The organism is Leisingera daeponensis, from assembly GCF_019801465.1.
GTDB lineage: Bacteria > Pseudomonadota > Alphaproteobacteria > Rhodobacterales > Rhodobacteraceae > Leisingera > Leisingera daeponensis_A.
Genome location: NZ_JAHVJA010000017.1, coordinates 12329 through 38062, shown reverse-complemented (window position 1 = coordinate 38062; position 25734 = coordinate 12329). Strand labels below are relative to the sequence as shown.

22 protein-coding genes are annotated in these 25734 nt (G+C 62.6%); 13 read left to right on the top strand and 9 right to left on the bottom strand.

The genetic code is table 11. The features are described from left to right. Both eda and pgi read left to right on the top strand, forming a co-directional pair. Window positions 1–654: a bifunctional 4-hydroxy-2-oxoglutarate aldolase/2-dehydro-3-deoxy-phosphogluconate aldolase gene (gene eda / locus KUV26_RS21665; protein WP_222509971.1), complete on the top strand. Its 654-nt coding sequence runs from the start codon at window positions 1–3 to the stop codon at window positions 652–654. After that, the gene (pgi, locus tag KUV26_RS21660) at window positions 651–2258 is read left to right on the top strand and encodes a glucose-6-phosphate isomerase (protein ID WP_222509970.1); all 1608 of its coding nucleotides are present in this window, start codon (window positions 651–653) and stop codon (window positions 2256–2258) included. The genes eda and pgi overlap by 4 nt, the downstream gene beginning before the upstream one ends. Before the next feature lie 177 nt (window positions 2259–2435). Here the strand turns inward: pgi and KUV26_RS21655 are convergent, their stop codons facing one another. From KUV26_RS21655 to KUV26_RS21635, 5 genes are all read right to left on the bottom strand, one after another. Continuing rightward, the gene (locus KUV26_RS21655; RefSeq protein ID WP_222509969.1) at window positions 2436–3107 is read right to left on the bottom strand and encodes a TetR/AcrR family transcriptional regulator; all 672 of its coding nucleotides are present in this window, start codon (window positions 3105–3107) and stop codon (window positions 2436–2438) included. A gap of 1 nt (window position 3108) precedes the next feature. Beyond that, window positions 3109–4665, bottom strand: a complete 1557-nt coding sequence (locus KUV26_RS21650; protein ID WP_222509968.1) for a trimethylamine methyltransferase family protein — start codon at window positions 4663–4665, stop codon at window positions 3109–3111. Between the two features lie 4 nt (window positions 4666–4669). Continuing rightward, the gene (locus tag KUV26_RS21645; protein ID WP_222509967.1) at window positions 4670–7075 is read right to left on the bottom strand and encodes an FAD-dependent oxidoreductase; all 2406 of its coding nucleotides are present in this window, start codon (window positions 7073–7075) and stop codon (window positions 4670–4672) included. A gap of 138 nt (window positions 7076–7213) precedes the next feature. Then, window positions 7214–8200 carry a pyridoxamine 5'-phosphate oxidase family protein gene (locus tag KUV26_RS21640; protein ID WP_222509966.1) on the bottom strand — a complete coding sequence of 329 codons (987 nt, stop codon included), beginning with the start codon at window positions 8198–8200 and terminating at the stop codon, window positions 7214–7216. A gap of 35 nt (window positions 8201–8235) precedes the next feature. Continuing rightward, on the bottom strand, window positions 8236–8856 hold the full coding sequence (locus tag KUV26_RS21635; RefSeq protein ID WP_222506476.1) for a glutathione S-transferase family protein: 621 nt from the start codon (window positions 8854–8856) through the stop codon (window positions 8236–8238). Between the two features lie 141 nt (window positions 8857–8997). On the opposite strand from KUV26_RS21635, the gene KUV26_RS21630 reads away from it, so the two are divergent. From KUV26_RS21630 to KUV26_RS21605, 6 genes are all read left to right on the top strand, one after another. After that, window positions 8998–9885 (top strand): LysR family transcriptional regulator, encoded by an 888-nt coding sequence (locus KUV26_RS21630; RefSeq protein ID WP_222509965.1) that lies wholly within the window; start codon window positions 8998–9000, stop codon window positions 9883–9885. A 327-nt stretch (window positions 9886–10212) separates the two neighbouring features. After that, entirely contained in the window at window positions 10213–11349 is a 1137-nt protein-coding gene (locus KUV26_RS21625) for an ABC transporter substrate-binding protein (protein ID WP_222509964.1), read from the top strand. A 69-nt stretch (window positions 11350–11418) separates the two neighbouring features. Then, window positions 11419–12339, top strand: coding sequence for a branched-chain amino acid ABC transporter permease (locus KUV26_RS21620; RefSeq protein WP_222509963.1), 921 nt, complete (start codon window positions 11419–11421; stop codon window positions 12337–12339). Further along, the gene (locus tag KUV26_RS21615) at window positions 12339–13322 is read left to right on the top strand and encodes a branched-chain amino acid ABC transporter permease (protein WP_222509989.1); all 984 of its coding nucleotides are present in this window, start codon (window positions 12339–12341) and stop codon (window positions 13320–13322) included. The genes KUV26_RS21620 and KUV26_RS21615 overlap by 1 nt, the downstream gene beginning before the upstream one ends. After that, entirely contained in the window at window positions 13315–14070 is a 756-nt protein-coding gene (locus KUV26_RS21610) for an ABC transporter ATP-binding protein (protein WP_222509962.1), read from the top strand. The genes KUV26_RS21615 and KUV26_RS21610 overlap by 8 nt, the downstream gene beginning before the upstream one ends. Further along, window positions 14067–14756: an ABC transporter ATP-binding protein gene (locus KUV26_RS21605; protein WP_222509961.1), complete on the top strand. Its 690-nt coding sequence runs from the start codon at window positions 14067–14069 to the stop codon at window positions 14754–14756. Before KUV26_RS21610 ends, KUV26_RS21605 begins: the two co-directional genes overlap by 4 nt. Window positions 14757–14853: 97 nt before the next feature. Here KUV26_RS21605 and KUV26_RS21600 read toward each other — a convergent pair whose 3' ends face one another. Beyond that, window positions 14854–17103: a methyl-accepting chemotaxis protein gene (locus KUV26_RS21600; protein ID WP_222509960.1), complete on the bottom strand. Its 2250-nt coding sequence runs from the start codon at window positions 17101–17103 to the stop codon at window positions 14854–14856. Between the two features lie 371 nt (window positions 17104–17474). Between KUV26_RS21600 and KUV26_RS21595 the strand changes: the two genes are divergently transcribed. Further along, a complete protein-coding gene (locus KUV26_RS21595) occupies window positions 17475–17924 on the top strand; it encodes an Lrp/AsnC family transcriptional regulator (RefSeq protein WP_222506566.1) in 450 nt (149 codons plus the stop codon). Window positions 17925–17945: 21 nt separating this feature from the next. On the opposite strand, the gene KUV26_RS21590 is transcribed toward KUV26_RS21595, so the two are convergent. Beyond that, window positions 17946–18881, bottom strand: a complete 936-nt coding sequence (locus tag KUV26_RS21590; RefSeq protein WP_222506567.1) for a LysR family transcriptional regulator — start codon at window positions 18879–18881, stop codon at window positions 17946–17948. A 167-nt stretch (window positions 18882–19048) separates the two neighbouring features. Between KUV26_RS21590 and KUV26_RS21585 the strand changes: the two genes are divergently transcribed. The 4 genes from KUV26_RS21585 to KUV26_RS21570 all read left to right on the top strand — a co-directional run bounded on the left by KUV26_RS21585 (window position 19049) and on the right by KUV26_RS21570 (window position 22550). After that, window positions 19049–20062, top strand: coding sequence for a TRAP transporter substrate-binding protein (locus tag KUV26_RS21585; RefSeq protein WP_222509959.1), 1014 nt, complete (start codon window positions 19049–19051; stop codon window positions 20060–20062). Window positions 20063–20134: 72 nt separating this feature from the next. Continuing rightward, window positions 20135–20671 (top strand): TRAP transporter small permease, encoded by a 537-nt coding sequence (locus KUV26_RS21580; RefSeq protein WP_222509958.1) that lies wholly within the window; start codon window positions 20135–20137, stop codon window positions 20669–20671. Between the two features lie 17 nt (window positions 20672–20688). Continuing rightward, window positions 20689–22029 (top strand): TRAP transporter large permease, encoded by a 1341-nt coding sequence (locus KUV26_RS21575; protein WP_222506570.1) that lies wholly within the window; start codon window positions 20689–20691, stop codon window positions 22027–22029. A 17-nt stretch (window positions 22030–22046) separates the two neighbouring features. Next, window positions 22047–22550, top strand: a complete 504-nt coding sequence (locus tag KUV26_RS21570) for a universal stress protein (RefSeq protein ID WP_222509957.1) — start codon at window positions 22047–22049, stop codon at window positions 22548–22550. 57 nt (window positions 22551–22607) lie between these two features. Here the strand turns inward: KUV26_RS21570 and KUV26_RS21565 are convergent, their stop codons facing one another. After that, window positions 22608–24107 (bottom strand): M81 family metallopeptidase, encoded by a 1500-nt coding sequence (locus KUV26_RS21565; RefSeq protein ID WP_222509956.1) that lies wholly within the window; start codon window positions 24105–24107, stop codon window positions 22608–22610. Next, window positions 24104–25729 (bottom strand): amidohydrolase, encoded by a 1626-nt coding sequence (locus KUV26_RS21560; RefSeq protein WP_222509955.1) that lies wholly within the window; start codon window positions 25727–25729, stop codon window positions 24104–24106. The genes KUV26_RS21565 and KUV26_RS21560 overlap by 4 nt, the downstream gene beginning before the upstream one ends. Window positions 25730–25734: the final 5 nt, after the last annotated feature.

Here is a 25734-nt window from a genome sequence, read left to right as displayed (position 1 = left end):
ATGACCTTATCACCCAAAGATGCCAGCCAGCTGACCCGCGAGTTCTGCGGCCTCGCCCCGATAGTGCCGGTGCTGGTTATTGAAGATGCTTCCACGGCCCGCCCGCTGGCCGAAGCGCTGGTCGCGGGAGGGCTCCCCGCCCTGGAAGTCACCCTGCGCACCCCGGACGCGCTGGAGGCGATCCGCGCCATGTCCGGGGTTCCGGGCGGCCATGTCGGCGCCGGCACGCTGATCACGCCGGAGGATGTCCGCGCCGCCAAGGCCGCCGGAGCGGCCTTCGGGGTTTCACCCGGTGCCACAGATGAACTCCTGGCCGCCTGCGAGGCGGAACAGCTGCCGCTGCTGCCGGGCGCGGCCACCGCGACCGAGGCCATGCGGTTGCTGGCGCGGGGCTACGAAATGCTCAAGTTTTTTCCTGCGGAGGCGTCAGGCGGCGCCCCGGCTTTGAAGGCCATCGGCGCACCGCTGCCGCAGATCACCTTTTGCCCCACCGGCGGTATCAGTCCCGCAAACGCTGAAAATTATCTGTCCCTCAGCAACGTGCTGTGTGCGGGGGGCAGCTGGGTTGCGCCAAAGGATATGATTGCGGCCGGGAACTGGGACGGGATTGAATTGCTGGCCAGACAGGCCGCGCAACTGGGGGGAAGCGCATGATGGATATCTGGACCAAGCTGCAGGAGAACTACAGCGCGGCAGAAGGGCGGCCGATCATTTCCTTGTTCGACGACCCGCAGCGCTTTGACAGGTTTTCGGTTGAAGCAAACGGGCTGCTGCTGGACTTCTCAAAGACCAGCATCGACGGTGCGGCGTTTGATCTGCTGCTGGAATTGGCCGAGATGCGGGACGTTGCCGGTCAACGCGATGCCATGTTCCGCGGCGAGCGGATCAACCGCTCCGAAGACCGGTCGGTGCTTCATACAGCCCTGCGTGCCGGCGATGGCGGACCGCTGGTAATTGATGGCGAGGACGTGCGCCCGGGGATAAGTAAAACCCTGCAGGCGATGGAGGATTTCGCCGACGGCATCCGCTCGGGCCGTATCGCAACCGCAGGAGGCGGGGCATTCACCGATGTAGTGAACATCGGCATCGGCGGCTCCGACCTCGGGCCGGTCATGGCCGTCCGGGCGCTGAGCCCCTATCACAACGGACCGCGCTGCCACTTCGTCTCCAACGTCGACGGCGCCCAGATCTCCGACACGCTGCGCAAGCTCGACCCCCGCTCGACGCTGGTCATTATCGCGTCAAAGACTTTCACCACGATTGAGACGATGACCAATGCTCAAACCGCGATCAGCTGGCTGAAAAATGGCCTGGGAAGCGCGGCGGCGTCACATCTGGCCGCGGTTTCCACGGCGCTGGAGAAAACCGCCGGCATGGGGATCAGCCCCGAAAGGGTCTTCGGTTTCGCCGACTGGGTAGGCGGCCGGTATTCGCTTTGGGGGCCGGTGGGACTGCCGGTCATGCTAGCCATTGGCCCGGCGGAGTTCCGCAATTTCCTGGCGGGAGCGCGGGATATGGACATCCATTTTCTGACCGAGCCCGGGCAACGGAATATGCCGCTTCTGATGGGGCTTGTCGGAATCTGGCACCGCAACATCTGCCGCTATTCAACCCGCGCCATCCTGCCCTATGACCAGCGTCTGGCCAAATTGCCGGCCTACCTCCAGCAGCTGGACATGGAGAGTAACGGCAAGCGCGTTTCCATCAGCGGAGACCTGTTGGAGCGCGATTCAGGGCCTGTTGTCTGGGGCGAAGCGGGAACCAACGGGCAGCATGCGTTTTATCAGCTGCTGCATCAAGGAACCGAAATCATTCCCGCTGAATTTCTGGTGGCCGCCCGCAGCCATGAACCCAGTTTGCGGGACCATCACGACCTTTTGAAAGCGAATTGTCTTGCCCAATCCGAAGCGTTGATGCTTGGCCGCTCATTGGAGCAGGCTGCGGAAATAGCCGCAGAACTCGGTTTTTCGGGCAAGGAGCAGAGCGTTCAGGCGGGGTTCCGAACCTTTCCGGGCAATCGCCCTTCATTGACGCTCGCCTATCCGCTGCTGACGCCCTACTCACTGGGTCAGATTATTGCGCTATATGAGCACAGGGTGTTCGTCGAAGGCGCTATCTGGGGGATCAATTCCTTCGATCAGTGGGGTGTCGAACTGGGCAAGGAACTCGCCAGCACCCTTGTGCCCATGATCAAAGGTGCCCCGGCCGACGGTAAAGACCCTTCGACACGAGGGCTCATCCGGGCATTATCGGCGTAATGCGGCCCTGGTATTGCGCGATTTCCGCTGGCTGGGCTGGCAATAATGGCAGGCAGTTCCGGCAATCAGGGAAAACGTGCCACGGCACGTAGCTAAGAGATGTCGGAGACTTCCATCTCTGGCCCAACTATAATGTCAGCCGCCTGTTCCCGCCATTCACCGGCGGACACAGCCCAATCAGTAGAGCATTTTGCCTTCGGCAAAGGCGCGGGCGGCGGCCACGGCTTCCGGGTCCGGCTCGACCCCGGTGAAGCCCAGCAGATAGCCCTCCAGCCGGGCGGTACGGGCCTGCATCGGTTCGCGCACCTCCAGCGCGTGATAGCCGCACTGCATGAAATAGAGGATCCGGGCGCGGGCCTCTGCCTCATAGGCGGAAAAGCCGTGGCGTTCGAACATCGCCGTCACCGCAGCCAGCCGCTGCGCATCCGCCGCGTCGATCCGGTTGCGCACCTTGCCGTCGCGGCGCGACCATTCGCGGACCGCGAAGTCCAGGCTGGCGTCGAACAGGTCCGGGTCGACAAAACAGCGGAAGAAATTACAGACCGCCCAGCTTATGTTGGCGGCGGGCAATTCGCAGTGGTCGAGGATGGGTGCGGTGTTGCGCGCCTCCCAATCGTCCAGCAGCGCCTCCAGCAGGTGATTGCGGCCTTTGAAGTACCAGTAGAAGCTGGAGCGCGAGACGCCGAGCCGTTCGCCGATTGCCAGCACTTTGACGCCTGCGACCCCCTCGCTGATCAGAAGGTCGCGTGCCACGTTCAGCCAGTCCTCCGGCGTGACCTTCACATGTCCGCTGAGGGGTTCTTTGTCCGGGTTGTCCCGGTGCAACACCGGGGCGGCGCGTTTGGCCATGTCAGCTCTCCGGCGGGGCGCCGCCTTCTGCGGTGCGTTTGGCGATGAAGCGTTTAAGGTCTACGGCGCGTGTTTCATCCGTTGCGGGCCGGTTATCACGGGCGAGGATCTCCTTCCAGACCCGGGTGGCGCGCTGGCTGGCGTCCATGCTGCCGTGTTCGGTCCAGGTGCCGAAATTGGCGTAGTCATGCACCACAGGCTCATAGAATTCCGTGCTGTAGCGGTCCATGGTCTGGGGGGCGGCAAAGAAATGCCCCTGTGGCTCCACCTGTGTCAGGGCGCTGTCGTAGCCGATTTCCTCTGCTCTGGCCTGGGCGCCTGCGCAAAGCTCGGCAATCATGTTGAGGACTTCGGCGTCGGTGATCAGTTTCTCGTAGGAGACCGAAAGCCCGCCCTCCAGCCAGCCGGCTGAGTGGATGATCACGGTGGCGCCGGCCATCAGGCAGCCCCAGAGGCCCATCTGGTTCTCATTGGCTGCTTGCACGTCGTTGGTGTTCGAGGCCGACCCCGCCGCTGACCGCCAGGGAAGCCCGAGGAAGCGTGCCAGCTGACCTGCGGCCAATGACGCCTGAAAATGCGCCGGCGTGCCAAAGGCCGGAGCGCCGGATTTCATGTCCACGTTGGAGGTGAAGGTGCCGTAACACACCGGTGCGCCGGGGTTCGTGAGCTGGGTGAGGGTCAGGGCCGCCAGCACTTCGGCGTGGCTGAGAGTGATGGCGCCAGCGACGGTGATCGGGGCCATCGCCCCCATCAGGGTGAAGGGCGTGATGATCGAGACCTGGCCGTGGCGGGCAAAGTCAATAAGCCCCTGCGCCATCGGAATATCCAGCGTGCGCGGGCTGTTGGTGTTGATGATAGTGTAGCAGCGCGGCTCAGACCGGAACTCCGCGTCGGAAACCCCGCGGAAGTCGCGGATCATCTCGAAGCAGTCCATCACCTGCGGCGTGCCGCGCGAGAAGATGAAGGGGAACTTGTCGGTCCGGGTCATCTGCGCCTCAGTGGTGAAGTAATGGCGCAGATGGATGGGGACGTCCTGCGGCTCCACCTGGGGGGAGATCATGTGGAAGACGTCGAAGTGATGGGTGAGCTGCAGGTATTCCAGGTAGTCGCGGGCGGAGCCGGGACGGCGGCCGCGTTCCAGATCGGTGGCGTTGGGAGCACCTGCACCGGCCTGGAACACCAGGCTGCCCAGTTCCAGCGTGATGTCGCGCTCACGGCTGCCCGCCCGGCAGGTGATCGAGCGGGGGGCAGTGGCCAGCGCCGCCTCCACCATGTCGCGGCCGATATAGACCATTTCGGTGTCTTCATCGACACGGGCGCCGCCCTTGGCGTAGATCCGGCGCGCCTCCGGCAGCAGCACCTTCATACCCAGTTCCTGCAGCATTTTGAGCGCGGTTTCATGCATGTCCGCGATCTGATGCGCCGGGAAGACCTCCATCAGAGGAAAGGGGTTCTTGAGCCGACGGTAGTTTACCTTGCGCTGCGGGTCCAGGGCGGCCTCCGCCCCGCGTCCCCGCCGCCGGCGTCCGCGGGCATTGCCTTCTATTTCGATGGTCATTGGGTCAGCCTCTCATCGCTGTGCCGGACGGGTCGTAGGGGGAGGGCGCAATCACGCGGGCGGCGCGTTCCTGGCCCACGATGTGGACGGTCAGGTCTGTACCTTCTGCCGCGGCGTCGCGGTCCACCATTGCCATGGCGAGCGATTTGCCTGTGGTGTGGCCATAACCGCCGGAAGTGACAAAGCCGACGCGGGTTTCTCCCTGCCAGACCGGTTCGTAGCCGCTGGCATCGGCGTCAGTGGCGTCCACCTCCAATGTCACCACGACTTGTTCCGGGCCGCCTGCGTCACGTTCCTTCAGCGCTGCACCGCGGCCTATGAAGTCCTTGTCCCAGTCGATCCAGCGGTCCATGCCGGTTTGTGCTGCGGAGTAGCCTTGGGTGAATTCCGCGCTCCAGATGCCGAAGCTTTTCTCCAGCCGCAGGCTGAGCAGCGCGTTGAAACCGACTTCGCGGATGCCAAGGTTCGCGCCTGCCTCCAGCAGGGTTTCTCGCAGGGTGATGTGCTCGGCGGCGGTGCAGTGGAGCTCATAACCCAGCTCACCCGCAACTGACAGGCGCCCCACCTTGAGGCGCAGCATGCCGATGTCGAAGGTGCCGCAGCCCATGAAAGGCAGGTCTGCGATGGGGCCATCCGTCAGCTTTTCCAGCACCTTGCGGCTGTTCGGGCCGGAGAGGCTGAAGCCGGTGATAGCGTCGGTCACGTCGCGGACTTCGACGTCCTCGCCCATGTGGTCCTGGAACCAGCGCATGTGCCATTCGCGCAGGTAGTAGCTGCCCATGATCCACCAGATGCCGTCGCCCCAGTTAAAGACAGTGAGGTCGCCCTTGAGCTGGCCTTCGGGTGACAGCATCGGCGCCAGTTTGGCGCGGCCAGGGGCGGGGAGTTTCGACGCCATGATGCGGTTGAGCCAGGCCTCGGCGCCGACGCCTGAGACCTCGAATCGGGAGAAGGCGGAAATATCCAGCAGGCCCACGGCCTCGCGCACCGCCTTGCATTCGTCCGCGACGATATCAAAGGCGTTAGAGCGTTTCAGGGTCGGGGTTTCGGTGAAGTCTTCCGACGGGGCGAAGTAAAGCGGGATTTCCAGCCCGTAGCTGGCGCCCCAGCGGCAGCTTGCGGCAGTCATGCCGTCATAGGCGGGGGCCTTTTTCAGCGGGCGGCCTGCGGGCAGCTGCTCGTTCGGGTAGGTCATCACGAAGCGGCGGGTGTAGAACTGGCCGGTGGTTTCCTTGATGAAGCGCTTGTTCTGGGCGTAATCGCCGAAGCGGGCCACATCCATGCCAAAGACGTCTGCCTCCGGCTCGCCATGGATCATCCATTCGGCCAGCGATTTGCCGACGCCGCCGCCCTGCAGGAAGCCCGCCATCACGCCGCAGGCGCACCAGTAGCCGGGCTTGCCGCGCACCGGGCCGACCAGCGGGTTTCCGTCGGGGGCAAAGGTGAAGGCGCCGTTGACCCAGGTCTTGACGCCAGTTGTTTGCAGGGCCGGGTAGCGCTCAAAGCCGAGGGTGAGTTCGCGCTCGATCCGGTCGGGGTCTTCCTGCTGCAGCTCGAACCCGTATTCCCAGGGCGCGCCGTCCATCATCCAGTGCTCGTGGTCGATCTCGTAGATGCCCAAGAGGATGCCCTTCTGGTCCTGGCGCATATAGGTGAAGCCTTCGAGGTCGACGGTCATCGGCACTTCGAAATCGAGCTGTTCCAGCTCCGGGATGGTGTCGGAGATCAGATAGTGGTGGTTCAAGGGTGAGACCGGCAGTTCCACGCCTGCCATCCGGCCCACCTGTTTGGCCCAGAGGCCTGCGGCATTGACCACATGTTCGGCGTGGATGGTACCCTTTTCGGTCACAACCTGCCAGCCGTCCGCGACCTGATGCAGTTCCAGCACCCGGTTGTGCTCGATCACCTCGGTGCCGCGTTTCTTGGCCGCTCCGGCATAGGCGTGCACGGTACCGGTGGTGTCGACATAGCCCTCGCGGTCGGCCCACATGCCGCCGAGGATGCCCTCGGTGGACATGATCGGACACAGCTCGCCGGCCTCCTGCGGGGTGATCAGGCGGCAGTCGTCGATGCCGATGGATTGAAAGGTTCGGTAGGCCGATTGCAGCCATTCCCAGCGGTCCGGGGTGCCTGCCAGCGTCATGCCGCCGGTCATGTGCATGCCGACGGACTGGCCGGATTCCTGTTCGATCTCGGACAGAAGGTCGATGGTATATGCCTGCAAGCTGGCAATGTTGGGGTCCGCATTCAATGCGTGGAAGCCGCCTGCCGCGTGCCAGCTGGATCCTGCTGTCAGCACCGAGCGTTCGATCAGGCAGACATCGGTCCAGCCGAATTTCGCCAGGTGGTAGAGGACGGAGGCGCCGACAACGCCGCCCCCGATGACAACGGCACGATAGTGCGACTTCATGGCTTTGCTCCCTGTCTGCCGCTGCGGAACACTCGGGGAGCAGTCCCGAATCTTCACTTTGGACATTTCTGTCCAATTCATCGGCGATCCTGGACAGTCTTGTCCAGAGAAATTTGCGGGAGCTTGCCGCGGGCTGCGTTACGGGCCGGGTGCTGCGGCGCGGGCCTCGGCTTCTGCCCAGGTGCCCGTGCGCAGGGTTTGCGGGGCAAACCCGCCGGGGCCGGTTCGCCAGGGCAGGGCGGATTCCAGCCACAGGCCCTTGTTCAGGGTGACCTGCCAGCCGCGCTGCGCGCCTTCAAAGCCTGCCAGGTCCGGATGGTCTTCTTCCAGCAGGTCAACTGTGCCGGTCAGCAGCAGAAGGCTGCTGGTTTCAAAATCCGGGAAGGCCAGGCCTGCGCGCGGGTTCAGCAGGAAATTTCCCAGCGTGTTGAAGTGGTTGTTGCCGCGGAAATCCGGGATGGTGAGGGTGTTGCCCGCCACCCGGACAAAACCGGGCCGCCCGCCGCGGTGCGAGACATCGACGCCTTCGCGTTCCGGGTTTTCGGCGGCGGGGATGTGGCTGGCGACAAAGAACGTATCGGCCTGTGCGATCCGCGCGCTGTGCTCCGGCGGCAGGTCTGCAAAGGCCTGCGGGGGCGCGGCGGGCACGTCATCGGCGGGGATCAGGTCGCGCTCCTGTATATACTGCGGGCAATTGCCAAAGGACTGGTGCACTCGCAGGGTGAAGCCGTTGCGGCCTGCTGAAGTGACCCGCCCGTTCAGCCGGTTGCGGCGGCGGCTGTGCAGTTCGATCCCCAGGAGGCCCAGTGGTGCGCCTTCGCGGATCGCGGCCTGGACCGGATCCCCGGCCGCTCTGTTTGGCGTGACCTGAAGGTGTTCCGGGTCCGGCGATACAACAAAGCCAGGCGGGCCGCTGAGTAGGCTGGCCCAGGGCCAGCCGTCCGCGTCCACCGCGCCGGCGGCCAGGAACGGCAGCTGGGCAAAGAACTCCCGGTGCTGGTCTGGCATGAAGGGGCGGATCATCCGGCGGCCCAGGGTTTCTGCCATGTCGCGCCTGTCCGCGCGGCGCTGCATTTCCTGTTCGCCTGCGTGGAAGGGCGAGGGGCTGTTTGCGTCATCGAGCATGGGAATCTCCTTTAGCTGGACCGCCGCCCGCGGGATCAGGCGGCGAGGCCGGCCTTGGTGGCGGGCATCGGCTTGAAGCCTTTCAAGGCTTCGATATTCGCCAGCAGGGCGCGGACATTGGGGTAAGGCTCCAGCGAGATGCCGCCTTCCGGCGCGTGGGCGATGTAGGAATAGGCGGCCACGTCGGCGATGGTGGGGGCGTCGCCGACCAGGAAGCGGCGGTCCTCCATATGGGCGTCGATCTTGCCCAGCACGCGGGCCGCGACGGAGGCGCAGAAATCGCTATCCAGCGGCGCGTTGAAGACGTTGATCAGTCGCGCCGCCGCCGGGCCGAAGGCGATCTCACCCGCTGCAAGTGTCAGAAATTTCTGCACCTCGGCCTCTTGCACCGGATCGGAGGGTAGCCAGGACGGCGCGTATTTGCGGGCCAGGTAAATCAGGATGGCGTTGGAATCGCTGATGACGGTCTCACCGTCCTCGATCACTGGCACCTGGCCTGCCGGGTTCAGCGCCAGGAAGGGCGGCTGTTTGTGTTCACCGCCGGCGAGGTCGACGTTCAACACCTCATGGGCGATGCCGGTGAGGCTGGCGAACAGCTCCACCCGGTGGGCGTGGCCGGAGAGGGGGAAGCTGTGGATGCGGATCTGATGTGCCATGTCTGGGGTCCTTTGCTGCGGTATCGGCCGCTGGTTTCTGAAGACACCCGGTAGATACATCCTGCCAAACGTGGCGATAATATTCCAATACATGGAAAGATTATGTACACGTCGTTCATAACTATTGCTGGAGGCCCTGGGATGGACAAGCTGGACTGCATGCGGGCCTTTGCCGCCGTGGCGGCGCAAAGCTCCTTTACCTCCGGCGCCCGGCAGCTGGGGATCAGCACCAAGCTGGCCAGCAAATATGTCGCCCGGCTGGAGGAGCAGCTGGGCGCACAGCTCTTGAACCGCACAACTCGCAAGGTGACGCTGACCGATACCGGCCGCGCCTATCTGGAGCGATGCCTGCCGCTCTTGGACCAGTTCGACGAGCTGGAGGACGTGGTGCAGCTGCGCCAGCAGGAGCTGGCAGGCCCCATCCGCATCACTGCGCCCACTGGTTTTGGCAGCCGTGAGCTGGTGGAGGCGCTGCAGCCGTTTCAGCAGGCGCACCCCAAGGTGATGGTGGAGCTGGTGCTGTCCGACCGGCATCTGCCGATCCTGGAGGAGGGAGTGGACCTGGCGGTCCGGTTCGGTGCCTTGAAGGATTCGACGCTGGTGGCGCGCAAGCTGTGCGACATGCGGCTGGTGGTGGTGGCCGCGCCCAGCTATCTGGCGGCACAGGGTGACCCGGCGGAGCCGGAGGCGCTGGCGACCCACAACTGCCTGTTGCAGCTGACCTCGCCTAAGCCGGACGCCTGGACCTTTGGCAAAGGCGCGGCACGTAGGGCAGTTGCGGTCCATGGCAGCTTCCGTGCCAATTCGCCGAGGGCGGTCGCGCACATGGCCGTCAGCGGTCTCGGGATTGCCCGCTGTCCGCATTACACGGCGCTTCCTTTCTTGCGGGATGGAAGACTGCAAGTGCTTTTTGCACAACAGGAAACCGATCCCGCCGTGCTCTATGCGGTTTACCCCTCCAGCCGCCATCTTACGGCGCGGATCCGGGCGCTGATTGAACATCTGGCGGGCTGGTTCGGCCCGAGCTGACCAGCGCTCGCCGGTAAAGGGCTTGGCACACTTCTTTGGACCTCAACACGCACTTGAGGATGCGTTTGCGGCGGCCGTTGGCAACCGGAAACTGGTTGCCGGAAGGCGGCTGCTGCAATTAGGGAAACAAAATTGCCCCATATATTTTATGCTTGAAATAATAATCCAAGCCTGCGTAGGCTTATTTTGCAGGCTGGCGCAAGACCAGCTCGGGAAATGCGGGCTGACGCCGGTCTTGGCTTCTGAGTAAACGTCGGTAAAGTCGCAAGCATTTGATCAAGAACCCGGGTCCGAGGCCCGGGGCACATTCTGGGAGGATAGAACGTTATGAAGACCATTCGGATGCTCGCCATGGCGGCCGCCGTCCCGGCGCTGGCGGCCGCAGCGCAGGCAGAGACCAAGATCGGCATGATCACCACCCTGTCCGGCGGTGGCGCGGGCCTGGGCGTGGATGTGCGCGACGGCTTCATGCTGGCGATCGAGCAGGACGGCCGCGAGGGCGTCGAAGTGGTGATCGAGGACGATCAGCGCAAGCCTGAAGCAGCGGTGCAGATCGCCGACCGGATGATCCAGTCCGAGAAGGTCGACATCATGACCGGCATCATCTGGTCGAACCTGGCGATGGCGGTGATTCCGGCGGCCACGGCGCAGGGCGTGTTCTACCTGTCGCCCAATGCCGGCCCTTCGGCGCTGGCGGGCAAGCGCTGCCACGAAAACTACTTCAACGTGGCCTGGCAGAACGACAACCTGCACGAGGCCGCGGGCGCCTATGCCAATGACGCGGGCCTGAAGAACAGCTTTATCCTCGCGCCGAACTACCCGGCGGGCCAGGACGCGCTGACCGGCTACAAGCGCATGTACAAGGGCGAGCTGGCGGGCGAGATCTACACCAAGCTGGGTCAGACCGATTATGCGGCGGAAATTGCGCAGATCCGGGCTTCGGGCGCGGATTCTGTCTATTTCTTCCTGCCCGGCGGCATGGGAATTTCCTTCCTGAAACAATACGCGGGCAGCGGCGTGGACCTGCCGGTGGTGGGGCCCGCGTTCTCGTTCGATCAGGGCATCCTGCAGGCGGTGGGCGATGCGGCGCTGGGTGTGAAAAACACTTCGCAGTGGAGCAAGGACCTGGACAATGAGGCCAATGCCGAGTTCGTGGCGGCCTTCCAGGAGAAATACGGCCGTCTGCCGTCGCTTTATGCCAGCCAGGGGTTTGACACCGCCAACCTGATCCTCAGCGCGCTGGACAAGGCCGAGGTGTCCGATCAGGACGCCTTCCGCGCGGCGCTGAAGGAAGCGGATTTCGCCTCTGTGCGCGGTGACTTCAAATTCGGCGACAACCACCACCCGGTGCAGAACATCTATGTGCGCGAAGTGATCAAGGAGGGCGATGTCTACACCAACAAGATCGTTGCCACCGGCCTGGAAAACCACGCCGACGCCTACGCGGCTGAGTGCAAGATGTAAGACAGACCAACGGGCGCAGGCTCCATGCGGGCCTGCGCCGCTGGCCTCACTTCCCCTCGGACAATCAAGATGACGTATATTCTAGTTCTGGAGCAGATCCTGAACGGGCTTCAGCTTGGCGTGATGCTGTTCCTGATGGCAGCCGGGCTGACGCTGGTGTTTGGGGTGATGGGGCTGATCAACCTCGCCCATGGGTCACTGTATATGGTCGGCGCCTTTGCCGCCGCGGCGGTGGCGGGCTGGACGGGATCGTTCCTGCTGGCGCTGATTGCCAGCCTTGCCGCGGCCGCGGCGGCCGGCGCGCTGATGGAGCTGGTGGTGATCCGTCGGTTGTACCGGCGCGACCATCTGGACCAGGTGCTGGCGACATTCGCGCTGATCCTGATCTTCTCCGAAGGCACGCGCTGGCTGTTCGGCTCTTTCCCGCTGTTTCTGGACGTACCCGCCTATCTGTCGGGGCCGGTCAGCTTGCCGGGTGGGATTGAGTATCCGCTGTACCGGCTGACCATTATCCTGATCGGGCTGGCGATCGCAGCCGGGCTGTTCTTGCTGATTGCCAAGACCCGCATCGGCATCCAGATCCGGGCAGGCGAGGCCGACCGCGAGATGATTGCCGCGCTTGGCGTTGATATTTCGAAACTTTACACGCTGGTCTTTGCCCTGGGCGCGGCGCTGGCCGGGCTGGCAGGCGCGCTGGTGGGCGCGATCCAGTCGGTACAGGTGGGCATGGGCGAGCCGGTGCTGATCCTCGCCTTCGTGGTGATCGTCATCGGCGGCATCGGCTCGATCAAAGGAGCGCTGGCAGGCGCCTTGCTGGTGGGGCTGACGGATACGCTGGGCGGGGTGTTCCTGCCGCAGCTGTTTGTCCTGTTCATGGAGCCCGCTAGCGCAGCCTCTGCCGGGGCATCGCTGGCGTCGATGCTGATTTACATTCTGATGGCGGCGATCCTGTTAGTGCGCCCCTCGGGCCTGTACGGAGGGAGCGCATGATGACGCGCGAAAGTCTTCTCAACTGGGCGATGATCGGGGCTCTGCTGATCGTGCCGCTGGCGGCGTGGAGCCTGGACGAACCGTTCATCATCACGCTGGCGACCAAGGCGGCGATCCTGGCGCTGGCCGGGGTTGGGCTGAACATCGCGCTGGGGCTGGGCGGGCTGATCAGTCTGGGCCATGCGGCGTTTTTCGGGATCGGCGGCTATGCCATGGGCATTCTGGCGGCCCATGCGCAGAATTATGAGCCTCTGTTCCAATGGCCGTTTCTGTTCGAGGGCAGTAACCAGATGCCGCTGATCTGGCTGGTGGCGGTTGTGTTAAGCGCGCTGGCCGCGCTGGTGATCGGGGCGCTCAGCTTGCGCACCTCGGGTGTCTATTTCATCATGATCACCCTCGCCTTTGGGCAAATGCTGTACTACTTCGCGATCAGCTGGAGCGCCTATGGCGGCGAGGACGGCCTGTCGATCTGGGTGCGCAATGAATTTCCCGGGCTGAATACGCTGGACCCGATCCAGTTCTTTGCCATTGCCTATGTGATCCTGTGTCTGGCGCTGTTCTTTGCCGCGCGGCTGGCGGCTTCGCCCTTTGGTCTGGCGCTGGCGGCGGCGCGGCAGAACGAGGACCGGGTCGAGGCGGTCGGGCTGACACCTTTCAAGCTGCGGATGGTGGCCTTTGTGATCTCGGGGGCGATAACCGGGCTGGCGGGGGCGCTGTTTGCGGATCTGAACCGCTTTGTCAGCCCGACGATGCTAAGCTGGCACACAAGCGGCGAGATCATGATCTTTGTGATCCTTGGCGGCGTGGGGCGCTTGTACGGCCCGGTAGCGGGTGCCGCGCTGTATATCCTGCTGGAGCATCTTCTGGGCGGGATCAGCGATTACTGGCAGATCTTCCTGGGCGTTCTGCTGCTGCTGATCGTGCTGTTTGCCCGCGGCGGGTTGATCGGGGCTATTGCCGGACGGGAGAAAGCCCATGGCTGAGGTGGTGCTGAGAACCGAGAACCTGTGCAAGAGCTTTGGCGCGTTGGAGGCCAGCAGCGATGTCTCGCTGGATCTGCGGGCGGGGGAGATCCATGCGCTGATCGGGCCGAACGGGGCCGGGAAGTCGACTCTGATCAAACAGATCGCCGGTAACTTCCGGCCGGATAGCGGCCGGGTGGAGCTGCTGGGGCGTGATGTGACGGTCCTGGACACGGTGGCGCGGGCGCGGATGGGGCTGGGACGGACGTTCCAGATCTCGGCGCTGGCGATGGAATACACTGTTCTGCAGAACGCGGTCTTGGGCGCGCTTGGCGGGCAGGGGCGGGTATTCCGCCTTTTCCGCAACGTGATGAAGGATCCGGCGCTGCTGGCGGTTGCCCGCGACGCGCTGGAGCGGGTCGGGCTGGCGGATGCCGCCGGACGCCGAACTGCCGATCTGTCGCACGGCCAGCGCCGCCAGCTGGAGGTTGCGGTGGCGCTGACGCTGAAGCCGAAGCTGTTCTTGATGGATGAGCCGATGGCGGGGCTGGGCGCCGACGGCTCGCACCGGCTGACGGGGTTTCTGGACGGGCTGCGGCAGGAGGCGCCGATCCTGCTGGTCGAGCATGACATGGACGCGGTCTTTGCGCTGGCGGACCGGATCAGCGTGCTGGTCTACGGCCGGATCATCGCCACCGGCACCGCGGCTGAAATCCGCGCCAACGCCGAGGTGCGCCGCGCCTATCTGGGAGAGGAGGACGCCGCATGAGCCTGCTTAAATTACAAGGGGTTGAGGCCTTCTACGGTCCGGCGCAAGCGCTGTTCGGCGTCGACCTGGAGATCGGCGAGGGAGAGGTTGTGGCGCTGATGGGCCGCAACGGCATGGGCAAATCCACCACCATCAAGACGATCTGCGGCATGCTGCCCGCCTCCGCGGGGGCGCTGCAATTCGACGGGCAAGATCTGCGCGCGCTGCCATCACATAAAATCGCCCGATTGGGCATCGGGCTGGTGCCGGAAGGGCGGCGCTGCTTTGCCCCGCTGACGGTGGAGGAAAACCTGACCGCAGCCGCCCGCCCCGGCCCCTGGGACCTGCAGCGGGTGGCAGAACTGTTTCCCCGGCTGGAGGAGCGGCGCCATCAGAATGCAGGCTCGCTGTCGGGCGGCGAGCAGCAGATGCTGACCATCGGCCGCGCCTTGATGACCAACCCCCGGCTTCTCATTCTGGACGAGGCGACTGAAGGCCTGGCGCCGGTGGTGCGGCAGGAAATCTGGGCCGCCATAGCCCGACTGAAACGCGAGGCTGGGTTGTCGATCCTGGTCGTGGACAAATCGCTCAAGGAACTTTCAGCCGTGGCGGACCGGGCGGTGATCCTAAATAAGGGCGGCAACGCTTGGGAGGGTCGGATTGCCGAGCTGCCCTCTGGCATTTCGGACCGTTTCCTCGGTGTGTGATTGCGACCTGTAATGAGACTTATGTTAAATTTATAAGCCCAGCCGCCAAAGCGGCAGGCTGACGGACTGAAGCCTGGCTTCAGCCCGCGTTCTGGCCTCAGGCACTCAGCAGCTGCGGTTCGGCCGCAAAACCTGCACCCGCAGAGACATATCCGCTGCCCAGGTCGAAGCGGCCAACAATGTCTGTCAGACTTTGCGATTCATTCTGCAGCAACTGGCTGGCGGCGGCGGCTTCTTCCGACATGGCGGCATTCTGCTGGGTCATGCTGTCCAGCTGATGCATCGCGCCGTCAATCTTCTCCAGCCCTTCGGACTGGGCGCGCACGCCGTCGGCGATCTCGGTCACCAGTCCGGATACGGCCGAGACCTGATCGATGATGCTGGTCAGCGCGTCACCGGCGCGGCCCACCATGGCGACGCCATTGGACACATGCTCTTCGCTGGCGGAGGTCAGCCCCTTGATCTGCCCGGCGGCGTTGGAGGCACGCTGCGCCAGCGCCCGGACCTCGGATGCAACCACGGCGAAACCTGCGCCTGCGGGCCCCGCACGGGCAGCCTCGACGCCGGCGTTCAGCGCCAGCAGGTTGGTCTGGAACGCGATGTCATCGATCATATTGATAATCTTGGAAATCTCCGCTGAAGCCTCTTGGATCTGGTCCATTGCGGCGACGGCAGAAGTCACCACATCGGTGCTTTGCTCTGCCTCGCTGCGGGCGCCGCGCATGGTTTCGTCCATCCGTCCCGCCCGGTCGGCAGTGTCGCGGATGCCACCGGTCAGTTCGCGGATGGCGCCGGCTGTTTCCTCCAGAGTAGCTGCCTGGCTTTCGGTCCGATGCGCCATTTCAGTAGCGGCACCGCGTTGTTCCTCGGAAAAGCGGCCAACGTTTTCAGCGGCGCCGACGACCTCCGCCATGGAGCTTCGCAGCCGCTCCAGGCTGCGGTTGAAGTTCTCACGCAGGGTTTCATAATGGCCGTCGAACGGTGCTTGGATGTCGCAGGCCAGGTTGCCGCGCTGCAATTCTGACAACGCCGCGCTCATGCTCTCGACCACGGCTTCCGTGTGGCGGGCAGCCACCACCTCGCGGGCGGCGGCTTCATCCGCTTCTTTCAGCTTGCCGCGGAAGGTGTCGAGGCTGCGGGCAAGGTCGCCAAGTTCGTCGCCACGGGCGAGGCCCTGAATTTCCAAGTTGTAGTCCGCATCGGCCAGCGCATTGGTTGCTTCGCGTAGAGCGTGGATCGGACGGGTTACGCTACGCGCCGCCAGCCAGGAAACCCCGATCGCGGCAAGGAGCGCTGCGCCGATCATTCCGGCAGCAATCAGGCGGATGCGCCCGACCACGGCAAAGGCGGCGTGCTCATCGGTTTCCAGCACCAGCGACCAGTCAAGGCCGGGCAGCTCCAGGGGCATTACTTGGGCAATGGCGCGTTCCCCCAGAGAGGAGGGCACACCCTCGAGCTGGGCCGCTTCGCGCAATGCCACAGCCTGGATTTGCGGCGTGTCCGGCATCTGCTGCAGCACCGGGAACAGGCCCTCGACCGAGGACGGGCTGCGGGCAACGCCGTCGCTGCTGACCACGAAAATATTCTGATGGGTGCCGCCGGACAGGTTGCTGGTCAAAGCCTGGACGACGCCGGCAGTGCCCAGCTGGATGGCAATCACCCCAGCAGTTTTGCCGTTCTTGGCGAGCACAGGCGCGGCCATGAAGGCCACGGCATCCGGGCTGTGGCCATAGGGGGCAAAGTCCGCGACAGCGACAGTCCCCACCTCTGTCTCCAGCGCCGCCTGAAACACTTGCGCCAAGCCGCTGTCCGGAGCTTCCTGAACACTGGTCAGGAAATCGTCCTGCTTCTTCACTGAGTAAACCACCTGCCCGGCGGGAGTGATCAGATAAAGGTCCTGATAGCCGTTGAGGCGCAGGCTTTGCAAGAAGGTGGGGTGATAGGTGACATGCGACTGATTGTAATAGGAGCCGTCACCTGCATCCGTCAGCTCTTCCCGCTTGTCTGCGGCGTTGGGGTTTCCGGCGGCATATATCTGTTTGAGATAGGCAACGGGGTCGTCTTCTTCGACCATGCCGATCACCCGTTCAAAATTACTGATAGCGCGGAACACCGCTGGCTGGCCCGCAAGGCTGGACACATCAGATCGTGCAGCCTTGATCAGGAACGCCAGTGCCTGAGCGCCGGATTTGGCCTCGATTTTCTGTGCGGCAAAGGCGTTTTCGCGAATGCTGCGTTCTGCCATGGAATAGACCAGCAGCGACACGGTGACGAGAAAAACACCGGTCAGCGCCACCATGATCAGCGGCAGTTTCAGTTTCAGCGGCAGTTTCGTCAGTCGGGGCATTGGTCAGAGTCTCCTGCGGTCGGCATGACCGGTGACGGCGGGCATTGAGGAGACTTAACCGGGAAAGTCCTGAGAAAGTGTATACCGCAAGGACAGCGCAAATGAAGTTTTCTGAAATTCCGCGAAAATGATGCCGCAAATTTGAATTTGGCGCTCCGTTGGCGGTGGTGGCGAAGGGTTTCCTTATTTTAGGGGTTCGGATGTTCTCCGTCGACGTGCTTCCGGGTGCAAGGGTGACGCAAACCGGCACATGCATTTGTACTCACATTCGGCGATTTTACATTCGCAGGCCTGCCGCGGAGCAGGTGCCAAACAGGAAGGCGGCAGGTTTTCAAGTTGTCATTCCCACCGAACCGGACCAAAAATCAGCCATGGACAAAAAAGATCGTGAAATCCTGCGGCGGATCCAGGCCAACGCCCAACTAACCGCTGAGGCGATCAGCCAAGAGGTCGGCCTGTCAGCCCCCGCGGTACAGAAGCGGTTGAAAAAACTGCGCGATACCGGTGTCATTGAAAGGGAGATCGCGATCCTGTCTCCGGCCAAGCTGGGCCGCGAGATGACAGTTATTGTGCAAGTGGTGCTGGAGCGGGAAAGCCGGATGCATCTGGATGCCTTCAAGCGCAAGATGCGCAAGGCACCGCAGGTCCAGCAATGCTATTACACCACTGGAGAGGCGGATTTCATCCTGATGGTCATCGTAAAGGACATCAAGGAATACGAGGCCTTCACCCAGGAATACTTCTTTGATGAATCCAATGTCAGCCGCTTCACGTCCTCGGTTGTTATGGACCGGGTCAAGGTATCTTTGGACATCATCTGACTCGTCCTGGGACGGCGGGGGTCATGCATCGGGCGCTGGCCCGGTATGGGCCTCGGTCAGGGTATCGAGGAACAGCTTGGTGGTACGGTTCATCGCCGGGCGCTTGCGGGTGACGGCGGCAAACTGGCTCCGGTAGAAGATTTTGCCGGGCATCACCTTCTTCATCATCCCGCCGCGCACAAATTCATCTGCAAGATGGTCAGGCAGAAACCCCAGATAGCTGCCGGACATGATCAGGATCGCCAGCGCCTGTTCGTTCTGAACTTTGGCGGCGCGGCGGAAGCCCAGCGTCTGGCCAACATGCAGGTTGGGGGAGTTCACCCGGATACCGGCATAATTGGCTGCCCGCACATCTGCCAGGCTGAGAGCGGATTGGTCGCAATTCATGAAGGGGTGCCCTTTTCCGCAGTAAAGGAACATGTTCTCACCATAAAGCGGGGCGTAATCCAGGCTGGGGGAGGGCCGGTGCAGCGCCAGGATGCCAATGTCGATCTTGCCGCCAATCACATTGGTTTCGATCACATTAGGCGGCTCCAGCGACAGGTCGATTTCAACCGCAGGAGCGGCTTTGTTGAAGGCGCGGATGGCGCCGGCGACATAGGCTTCGGGATTCGAGGCGCATTGATCAAAGAGTGCAATGCGCAGGGTGCCTGCCAGCTGCCGCTTGATTTCATTCACCTCGGCGCGGAAATCTGCAACCGACACGAGAAGCCCGTCAGCCGATTTCAGGACTTTGCTGCCTTCATCGGTCAGCGAAAATCCGGCCGGGCCCCGGTTGCACAGCTTCAGGTCCAGCCGCAGTTCCAAGTCGGAAATGTATTTGGATATGGTGGATTTGCCGATGTTCAATTCGGTTTCCGCCGCGGCCAGGCCGCCGCTTTCGGCCACTGCCTTGAACACCCGGAGCAATTTCAGGTCGGCATCGGCAACATGCTTGAGGTGGGTTTTTCGCGCCATTTATAGGTTCGTTAAATGTGAAACTTTGCTTTCAAAAGTTTACATTCAAGAAACACAAAGCGCAATGTAGCTTCCCGCAGACCAAGGCTGGAACAGGCTGGCGGATGCGCCGTTGAGAGTGCGCCGGCCCGGACCTTGGACCCAGAATGACGATACGGGAGGAAGTTATGTCATTTCTCAAAAAGGTCTGCACCCTGACCGCGGCCGTTTCCGCCGCAGCAATGCTGTCCGCCGGCGCCGTTTCCGCCAAGAACTTCAAGATCGCCGTGGGCGACAGCGCGGGCAGCCCGCAGGAAGCCACCGGCAAGTTCTTCGTCGAGGCACTGGAAGCCAAATCCAACGGTGAGCATACCGCAACCCTGTTCCTGAACGGCCAGCTGGGTTCTGAGCAGGACACCGTCAACGAGGCGGCCATCGGAACCCTGGACATGTCGCTCCTGGCGATCAACAACGTCACCCCCTTCTCCCCGACTGTCGGCGTATTTACCCTGCCTTACGTGATCCTGTCGCTGGAGGACGCGGAAACCCTGACTCAAGGGCCAATCGGCCAGGAGCTGACTGAGAACACCCTGCGGGACGCGGGCGTGCGCATCATCGCTTGGACCTACACCGGGTTCCGCCGCCTGACTAATTCCAAGAAGCCGGTCGAAGCGGTTGCTGACCTGCAAGACCTGGTGATCCGAGTTCCCAAGAACGAGATCATGATCGAGACCTACAAGGCCTGGGGAATCAATCCGACCCCGATGGCATGGTCGGAAACCTTCACCGGTCTACAGACCAAGGTGGTGGACGGTCAGGACAACCCTTACATGACCATCAACGCGATGAAGTTCTATGAGGTGCAGGACCACGTCACCAACCTGCGCTACATCTTCTCGATCGAGCCGCTGATCGTGTCAGAGGCCGTGTTCCAGAACCTGTCGGAAGAAGACCAGCAGATCATACTCGAAGCGGGCAAAGAAGCGACGTTGAAGTCGGCTCAGTTCCTGCGCGACTCTGAAGCTGCGATCAAGGAAGAGCTCGTTGCCAAGGGTATGAAGATAGTTGACCCCGAAAATGGCGAGGCGGAATTCATTCAGCTGGCAACCGAAGCTGTGTGGCCGAAGTTCTACGACTCCATCGGAGGCGTTGAGAAGCTGAATGCTGTGCTGTCCGCCATTGGCCGCGATCCGGTCCAGTAAGCCCCTGGCCTGACAATCTGAAAACGACGAAGCAGCGCCGCGGCGCTGCTTCGCGCAGGGGAGGAGTACGTCATGTTCTGGAAATTCCTGGACAATATTGAAAGCTATATCTGCCGCCTTTTGTTATCCGGCTTTGTCGTTCTGCTGTTTGTGCAGATCGTCTCGCGCGAGGTGTTCGGCCATTCGTTTTCCTGGATCGAGGAGCTGTCGGTCTACATGTTCGTCTGGTTCGTCTACTTCGGCGCTTCGTACGCGGCGCTGAAAGGCGCGCACAACAGGGTCACTTTCCAGTTCAAGTTCCTGCCCGAGGGCTGGATCAAGTATATTGAGGCCTTCGCAGACCTCTTCTGGCTGTTCTTCAACTGTTATTTCCTGTGGCTAGCTACCGATTTCGTCTTCAACAAGATGAACAAGTTCTGGAAATCGCAGACCTTGGGCGTCGAGATGAAATACATCTACATGGTGCTGCCCATCGCTTTTGCCCTGATGACGATCCGCATTCTGCAGGTGAATTACCGCAAGCTGATTCTTGGCGAAGATATTCACGATCCCGACCAGATCGACCTTGATGAAATCAAGGGTGCTGCTGGCGCGGACAACCGCATGTAATCGCGAGGGACAGAACCATGGAAACCGAAATCGTCACGATCCTGTTCGGATCCTTCCTGCTGCTGCTTTTACTGGGCGCTCCCATTACCGTTGCGCTGGGGGTGTCGTCGCTGCTGTCGTTCCTCTATCTCGACGAAAACCCGATTAAATTCGTGCAGATCGCCTTTACCTCTGTCGGCTCCTTCCCGCTGATGGCGCTGCCTGCCTTCATCCTCGCGGGTGCGCTGATGGAGGCCGCCGGGATATCGAAACGCCTGATCAACGTGGCCGAAAGTCTGGCGGGGCCGTTCACCGGCGGGATTTCCGCCGCCACCGTGATGGCCTGCCTGTTCTTCGGCGCCATTTCCGGCTCCGGTCCGGCCACCACAGCGGCCGTGGGGATGCTGATGATCCCGGCCATGATCAACCGCGGTTATGAGAAAGGTTATGCCTCTGCTGTGACCGCTTCTTCCGGCGGCCTCGGCATCATCATTCCGCCGTCGATCCCGATGGTGATCTTCGGTATTGCCGCGCTCGGCTTTACCGCCCCGCCTGAAGCGGTCGAGAAATTCGGCACCTTCCAGTCGGTGTCGATCTCGAAACTGTTCATCGCAGGCTTTGTGCCTGCCTTCCTGATCGCCGCCAGCCTGCTGATCCTGAACTTCTTCATGTCCAAGAAGCGCGGCTACAAAGGTTCTGCCGACGGCTGGTCGATCCGCAATGTAGGTTGCGAGATGTACCGCGGCTTCTGGTCGCTAATGGCACCATTGGTGATCCTGGGCGGTATCTACACCGGCTTCTTCACCCCGACCGAGGCAGCCATCGTGGCAATCTTCTATACCTTGGCGGTTGGCGTTTTCATCTACCGTGAGCTGACCTGGTCATCGCTGTTCCAGTCTCTGGAAGCCACGACATGGCTGACCGGCCGGGTGCTGCTGATCCTGTTCACGGCTACCGTTTTCGGACGTCTGCTGGTGGAAAACCAGATCCCGGCGCTGATTGCGGACAGCATGCTGAGCTTCACCCAGAACCTTTACGTGATCTGGGCGCTGATCATCTTCTTCCTGCTGTTTGTCGGCATGTTCATGGAAACACTGGCCACCATCCTGATCCTGGTGCCGGTGATGCTGCCTGTGGCCTATTCAGTGGGCATCGACCCGATCCACTTCGGCGTGGTGATGGTCTGCACCCTCGGCATCGGCTTCCAGACGCCGCCGCTGGGTGAGAACCTGTTTATCGCCTCAGGCATCTCGAACATCTCGATCGAGACGATCTCGCTGCGCGCCCTGCCCTTTGCGGCGGTCAACACCATCGCGATTTTCATCATCGCCTTCTTTCCGGAGCTGTCGCTGTGGCTGCCGCGGCTGTTCGGCTATTAATCTGAAGGGGGACTAGCATGAAGCCGATGATCACCAGCATCCTGTTTGCCACCGACCTGTCGCATAACTCCACGCTGGCGCTGCGGCATGCCGCCAGCCTGGCACATGCGACTGGTGCGGAAATTCATGTGCTGCACGTGAACGAGCCGATTTCCGAGGATGCGCGCATCACCTTTGAAATGTTTGTGCTGAACGACGAGACCCGCAAGACGGCGGCCAAGCGGCGGCATGAAATGGTGAAACAAGTGCTGGCAGAGCGGCAGGCGCGGTTCTGGGCGGCTTTCGATGGCGATGACGCAAAAATCCGCGATCAAGTCACTTCGATTGAGGTAACCGACGGCCACCCGGCGGAGGTGATCCTGCGCCGCTCGAAGGAACTCTGCTGCGATCTGATTGTTCTGGGTGCTCATGACCACGGTTTTTCCCACACCTTTCTGGGCACCGTGGCAAAGCGAGTCCTGCGCCGGTCGCAGATCCCGACGCTGGTGGTGCCTTACAAGAACAGTGGCGGCGAAGACTGATTAAAAGCGCAGGCGGCTTCCCTCGGCCGCCTGCAAAACCAGCTTCTGTGCCGAGTATCAGCCCTTTGCAGGGGCGGTTCTGACGTCCGGGTGCAGGTTCTTATAGGGAAATCTGCCCAGATCGCAGGGAAAAACTCCGGGGGCCGCTACCGGATAAACCGCGCTGGCAATTGGCTCAAAAGCGGCGCGGAAGTGGGCGGTGCTTTTCACGCAGATTGTATCGAACGTCTCGGGCTTCAGCCCGATATGGGTGAAATGCGCCAGGTCGAGGCACTGGTTTCGGATGCTGGTCACAACCAGGCTGATGTCAGCCTCAGCACCTGTCAGCCGCAATGCCGCTGTGGGACCCAGAGCCGCCACCCCGCCTCCGTACATTTCTCCGCTGTAGCGGCAAATGCCATCGCCAAGCGCCAACACCTCGAAATTTGCCTCAAACGGTTTATCTCCCGCAACACCCGAACGCCCGCCAAGGGCCGTTCGGAACAGACCGCCCTGCCCGGCCTTACGCGCCGCCGCGGCGGTTTCCGGATCGTGGAACAGCCCCATCAGGACGTTCTGCGCCCCGGCATCAGCCAATGCGGCCAAAAGCCCGGTGGTGTCAGAGGTGCCGCCAGCGCCGGGATTGTCCTGCACATCCGCCAACACCACAGGCATGGCCGCCCGCGGTTGGCAGGCGATTTTAGCCGCTTGCTCAGGCGACAGCATCGGGTGGGCCGATTGCGCTTCCAGCCGAGCAAACAGGCTGGCGATATGGTCCGCCGCCTGCGCGGCGGCCACGGCGGTCCGGGCATAGGCCACGCAGGAGGGCCTTGTGTCCGGAAGATCCGCGGCAGTAAAGCCAAGCGCGATATCGGCCAGCACACCGGCTTCCTCCAGCCGGGGCAGCACGGCATACAGATCCCGTCCCGGTGTGGCACTGGTGTATTGCGCATGCAGCGGGATCAAATAATCCATCTGCCGGAACACCTTGTGCAACCTTTCGCCGGCCAGCAGGTGCTGCAGCACGGGCACGCAGCGTTCGCCGGTTTCCGCCATATCCAGATGCGGATAGGTGCGGTAGATCGCGATGTAGTCCGCCAGATCCACCAAATCTTCAGAAATATTGGCGTGCAGGTCCAGGCTGACTAAGATGGGCAGCTCCGGCCCTGCCCAGGCGCGCAGACGCCGCAGCAGTTCGCCTTCACCGTCTGCGTGGCTTTCTGTCACCATTGCCCCGTGAAGATCGAGAAAAATCCCGTCGACCGGCCAGGCGGCGCCCAGCCCGTCCAGGATCTTGCCGCAAATCGCGTCAAAGGCATGGTCTGTCACATGCGCTGACGGCTCCGCGGCACACCACAGGATGGGTACCAGCTCCATCCCGGCTTCTTTTGCCGCGTTGGCGAAGCCCGCGATGGGCAGGTTCATGCCGCGGGTCTCAGTAATTACTTCTTCACCTTGCAGCATGGCGGGCCAGGAATCCGCCATCTCGAATTCCGTCAGCCCTGCCTTGGTGGTGCCGAAACAGTTGGTTTCGTGCTGGAAGCCCGCAATGGCGATCCGCGGATAGGCTCGCATCATTTGTGTTCCTGCGCCCAGACGGTCTGCCCGCGGCGTATGGTGCGGGTGACCTTTGTGGTTTCGATGGCTTCCGGGTCTGGCAGCGGATTACGGTTCAGCACTGCAAAATCCGCCAGTTTGCCAGGCTCGATGGAGCCGCGGGTGTTCTCCTGAAATACTTGCCAGGCGGCATCTATGGTCTGGGCCCGCAGCGCCGACAGCGCACTGACCCGCTGCGCCTCACCCAGTCGCCGACCGCTGGCAGTCAGACGGTTCACCGCGCAATGTGCCAGGTGGATCGGCCGGGTCGGCGTGACAGAGGCGTCATTGTGGATGGTGTAACGCACGCCGAAGCGTTCGGCTGAGGCGCAGGGCGAAATCCGCTCCGCCCTCTCCGGACCCAGAAAGGTGTCGTAGTGGCGGTCGCCCCAGAAGTGGACATGGGCAGGGAAGAAACTGACGGTCATCCCAAGGTCTGCCATCTGCTGCAGCTGGTCATCACGCAAGGCTTGCCCGTGGATGATGGTGTGGCGGTGATCGGCGCGCGGGATGGCTTCCAGCGCTGCCGCCACCGCGTCGATGAACATCTGCGCGCCTGCGTCGCCGTTGCAGTGACAGTGGATTTGATAGCCCAGGCTATGCAGCTTCATGACTTCCGCGCGGTGTTCGGCGGCATCGGCATACGGCATTCCGCAGGGATGCGCCGGATCCGCGGGCTTGTGATAGGGCGCGCTGAGGAAGGCTGTCTGCAACTGAAACGCCCCGTCGGTGAACAGCTTGCGGGGCCCTAGGGTGAAATGCGGGTTGCGGGGCCAGTCGAGCGCATCAGGCCCTTCGGTCAACGCTGGTTCCAGCCCGCCGATCGGTAGCAGCATCAGATCGTAGCCCGGGTCCTGGTCCGCGGGCAGAGAAGCGAAGTGCTCCAGCATCTTCCGCGTCGCCCAAGCATTCTGAGCATAAGTGACTCCATAAGCCAGGTACTCGTCCCGGCAACTGTCGAAGCCGGCCCAGAACCTCTCCCTGTCGATCAGAAAATCAGTATCGCCCAACTCGCCCATTGCCGACAGGCCTTCGATCAGCCCGGTCAGCGCTCCGGTTTCCGGGTCCCGCCCGAAACGCCCGCCAATGGGGTCCGGCGTGTCCCGGTTTACCCCATGCCGCGCCAAGGCCAGCGAGTTCGCCGCTCCATTGTGGCCGGAGGCGTGGATCACCCAGACGGGATGGTCCGCGGAGACGCTGTCCAGCTCTTCCCGCGTCGGCATCCGGCCTTCGGCGATGGCGGTATTGTCGAAAAGCACCCCCATCACCCAGTCTCCCGCTGGGGTATTCGCCGCCTTGGCCCGCAGCCGGTCCAGCGCAGTGGGGATGTCCGGGCAATCGCCGCTGGGGGCGGAGGCGAGGTTCACCCGGAACAGCCGGATGAAGCCGGGATCGGGAAAATGCCCGTGCGGGTCGATGAAGGCGGGGATCAGGGTCTGGCCATGCAAATCCACCTCCCGCGTGCCCGCGGGCATCCGCGCGCGCAGGTCGGCCTCGAGGCCTACAGCGCGGATGATCTCGCCTTCGGTCAGCACCGCCTGGGCGCAGGAATCGGCCGCGTCCATCGTCAGGACAACGCCGTTGAAATACAATGTGCTTGTCATGGTCT